The organism is Streptomyces flavofungini (assembly GCF_041028215.1).
GTDB classification, from domain to species: Bacteria; Actinomycetota; Actinomycetes; order Streptomycetales; family Streptomycetaceae; genus Streptomyces; species Streptomyces flavofungini_B.
The window spans coordinates 1-3080 of sequence record NZ_JASKYR010000810.1 but is presented as its reverse complement, the minus strand read 5'-3'; the positions used below and the strand labels follow the sequence as shown (position 1 = coordinate 3080).

Genomic DNA, 3080 nt, shown 5'->3' with positions numbered 1-3080 from the left:
CTTCTGTGCACCATCACTCTGTCTCGGGATACGTCGAAAACGAGGAGTCCGGAAGTGTCGGCTCACCTCACCAGGCCGCTTCTGACACTGGCGCTCGCCCTGGTCCCCCTGGTCGGGATCGCGTCGGTGGCGGCCACGCCCACGGGCACCGCGGGAACCTCCCCGGGGGCGGCCACCACCCGGGAGAGCGGGCGTTCCGTACCGGACGCCTCCTCCGTGCGGGACGCCTCATCCGTCGGGGACTCAACCGTCTGCGACTGGCGTTACGGCAGGTCATGCGTGGTCGGCGGCCGTATGTGACCCCGCGCTTCGGGCCGCCGAAGGCTACGCCAGGCGGCGCAACCGGGCGTGCGGCCCCGGGCCGCCGCCGCTGAGCTGTCGGTCATGGACCATCACATAGAGCGAGCGCCCGAGGCGCTCCCCAGCCGGCGCCGCGTCCTGCGGCTCACCGCGGGTCTCCTGGGAGCCGGTGGAACGGTCACCCTGGGCGCGGCCCGCGCTCCCGCCCGGCCCGGCCACCCCGACGACGCCTGCACCGGCGGCTACGACGCCGGATACGAGGCGGACCTGGCCGAGGCCGACGCCCGCTACCCCCGCGACCGTCCGTACGAGGACCACCGCGCCCCGGAGGTGCCGCCCGGCCAGGCGGCCCTGCCGCTGCGCCGCGTCTTCCGGGTCACCGCGCGCTACGGAGTGCCGGGCGACTGGCTCGCCGGGCACCATACGGGCATCGACCTGGCCGTGCCGCAGGGGACGCCGGTGTACGCCGTGGGCGCGGGTGTCGTCGTGCTCGCGCGCTGGTCGGGGGCGTACGGCAACGCGGTGACGGTGCGGATGCCCGACGGCCACTTCGCCCTCTACGCCCATCTCTCGCTCATCGAGACCCGCGAGGGGGCGAACATCGAGACCGGCGCGCGGATCGCGAGCAGCGGGGCGACCGGGCGGGCCACCGGACCGCATCTCCATCTGGAGGTCCGCACCCGCCGCACCTACGGGTCCGACGTCGACCCGGTCGGCTATCTGGCCAAGCGGGGGGCACGGCTCCTCTGAACCGCGGGGCTCCTCCCGGGAGGAGCCCCGCCGGGCGGGACTACGCGATCCCGGGCACCAGGTTGGTGATCGGCTGCACCATGTCGGTGAGCTGGCGGAGCTGGTTCAGGTCGTTGAGGTGGTTGAGGCCCTGGAGCTGGTTCGCGAGCTTCGGCATCGCGGCGCGCTGGTCCTCGGGGATCGCGGTGTGCCCGATGTGGTCGACCGTGTCCAGGACCGAGATGGGGGCCTTGTCCCCGGTGGGCGTGGCGGCCTGGGCTGCCGGGGCGGCGAGCGCGGCCGTACCGGCGGCGAGCGAGACAGCGGCGAGAAGTCGTCGTGCAGATGTCATGTCCTCAGAAACGGCTGGGGCGCCCGAAAGTCACGGGTTCCGGAACCCCCTCACTCGTGAAGCTCATTTACCGTGACGCCTTGTTCCCGGCCCCACAAACCCACAAAGGGAATTCAGCTCGCCGCCTCCGAATGCCGTCCCGCCGTGACTTCGCGTTGACGGCGGGCGTTAGCGAATTGCGGCCGTGCTGAAGCAGCCGCGCTTACCAAGTCAAAGGAGAACGTGATGTCTCGCATCGCGAAGGTCGCCGCCGCCACCGTGGGTGCCGGTGCCGTCGTGCTCGGTGGCGCCGGAATGGCCCTGGCGGACGCGGACGCGTCGGGCGCCGCCGTCGGCTCCCCCGGTGTCATCTCGGGCAACAATGTCGCGGTCCCGATCAACATCCCGGTGAACCTCTGCGGCAACACCGTCGACGTCGTGGGCCTGCTGAACCCCGCCTTCGGCAACACGTGCTCGAACGCCGGCCAGGACCACCACGGCGGCTACGGAAGCTGACGCCGGGCCGCCACGGCGGCCGAGTGCTCGGGGCCGCCACCAGCGGCCCCGGCAGGGCGGACCCCCGGCGCCTAGTCCCCGTACCGGTAGAGCCTCTGGTGGCCGAGGAGGTCACCGGGGCGCGCGTCCCACGGCGGCATCCGCTCCTGGCGCGCGACGACGCGCCGGTACTGCGCCGAGCCGGGACCCGGCGGCTCGGCCGGAAGGTAGGGGGCCGAGCGGGGATGGCGGCGCTGCCAGCGGTCCCACAGCAGGTCCACGAAGGCGTGGTGCAGCCAGAACACCGGGTCGTTGACGGAGGCGCCGCCCAGCATGTGTCCGCCGACCCAGCGGTGCACCCGGTTGTGGTTGCGGTACCGCGCGTCGCCCCGCGCCGGGGTCCAGCCCTCCAGCCGGTTGCGGAAGCCCCCGGACGACGTGGAGTCGTAGGGCGGCACGTCGTAGAGCGGGTCCGCGATCGCCTCCGCCACGTCGCGCGCGGTCGGCAGGGCGAGGGGGTCGTGCGCGCGCCCGAGGTCGCGGGTGAGGAAGTCCCCGTCGGTCACGCCCGCCCTGATGGTCCAGTGGCCGTTCCGCCGCGCGAACGGGCCCGTCATGACCTGCCGGTCGGACGCCCGCCCTGTGCCGCCCAGCAGATCGGCGCCCCACGGTGCCGCCCTCGTCCCGCGGTCCTTCGTCCAGTCCCAGTACGGGATGGTCACGCCCGCGTCGGTCCGCTGGAGGGCGCGCTCGAACTCCAGCAGGAAGCGGCGGTGCCAGGGGAAGAACGAGGGGCACATGTGCGCGACCCGCAGCCGGTCCTCGCCGTCCGACACATAGTGGTCGATGTGCGTGCGCACGAAGTCGTCGTACTCGCCCCGGCGCTTGAGCTTCAGCACCGCGTCGACGAATCTGCGCCGCTCGGCCCGGGTCAGACCGCTCTGGTTCCTGCGCGTGGGGGCCATGCCCGTCCGTCCGTTCCGAGGTCCGTGCCAGGCCCGCGGGTGCGGGCCTGATCCACACGGTCCTAGTGGTGCAGGCCGCTCAGCGCCTGCGAGGGGCCGAGTTCGTCGACCGCGCCGCGCGCCGCCGCCAGCGGGGTCGCGTACGACCGGTAGTGGTCGACCATGCTCAGGAAGCTGCCGTCGGCGCGGCGCATCAGGCCGAGCGGCCGGCCGTCCACGGTGATCCGCCAGCTCTGCGGCGTCCGCCCCTCGCGCGAGAC

General features: G+C 73.3%; 6 protein-coding genes. 3 read left to right on the top strand and 3 right to left on the bottom strand.

Features of this window, described 5'->3' with window-relative positions:
- The first annotated feature begins 54 nt into the window (after nt 1-54).
- Complete coding sequence (locus tag AB8Z36_RS34835; protein ID WP_369217389.1) at nt 55-300, top strand: hypothetical protein; 246 nt, start codon at nt 55-57, stop codon at nt 298-300.
- An 84-nt stretch (nt 301-384) separates the two neighbouring features.
- Nucleotides 385-1050, top strand: a complete 666-nt coding sequence (locus AB8Z36_RS34830; RefSeq protein WP_369217388.1) for a M23 family metallopeptidase — start codon at nt 385-387, stop codon at nt 1048-1050.
- A gap of 40 nt (nt 1051-1090) precedes the next feature.
- Here AB8Z36_RS34830 and AB8Z36_RS34825 read toward each other — a convergent pair whose 3' ends face one another.
- On the bottom strand, nt 1091-1381 hold the full coding sequence (locus AB8Z36_RS34825; RefSeq protein ID WP_369217387.1) for a hypothetical protein: 291 nt from the start codon (nt 1379-1381) through the stop codon (nt 1091-1093).
- Between the two features lie 225 nt (nt 1382-1606).
- Here AB8Z36_RS34825 and AB8Z36_RS34820 point away from each other — a divergent pair, with 225 nt between their 5' ends.
- Entirely contained in the window at nt 1607-1876 is a 270-nt protein-coding gene (locus AB8Z36_RS34820) for a chaplin (RefSeq protein ID WP_369217386.1), read from the top strand.
- Between the two features lie 71 nt (nt 1877-1947).
- Here the strand turns inward: AB8Z36_RS34820 and AB8Z36_RS34815 are convergent, their stop codons facing one another.
- The gene (locus AB8Z36_RS34815; protein WP_369217385.1) at nt 1948-2820 is read right to left on the bottom strand and encodes a tyrosinase family protein; all 873 of its coding nucleotides are present in this window, start codon (nt 2818-2820) and stop codon (nt 1948-1950) included.
- A gap of 62 nt (nt 2821-2882) precedes the next feature.
- On the bottom strand, nt 2883-3080 hold a 198-nt coding region (locus AB8Z36_RS34810; RefSeq protein ID WP_369217384.1), incomplete at its 5' end, for a tyrosinase family oxidase copper chaperone.

Bases quoted from the DNA above. Each gene is read 5' to 3' on its own strand.
- AB8Z36_RS34830 (WP_369217388.1), top strand. From the start codon at position 385: ATGGACCATCACATAGAGCGAGCGCCCGAGGCGCTCCCCAGCCGGCGC.
- AB8Z36_RS34825 (WP_369217387.1), bottom strand. From the start codon at position 1,381: ATGACATCTGCACGACGACTTCTCGCCGCTGTCTCGCTCGCCGCCGGT.
- AB8Z36_RS34820 (WP_369217386.1), top strand. From the start codon at position 1,607: ATGTCTCGCATCGCGAAGGTCGCCGCCGCCACCGTGGGTGCCGGTGCC.
- AB8Z36_RS34815 (WP_369217385.1), bottom strand. From the start codon at position 2,820: ATGGCCCCCACGCGCAGGAACCAGAGCGGTCTGACCCGGGCCGAGCGG.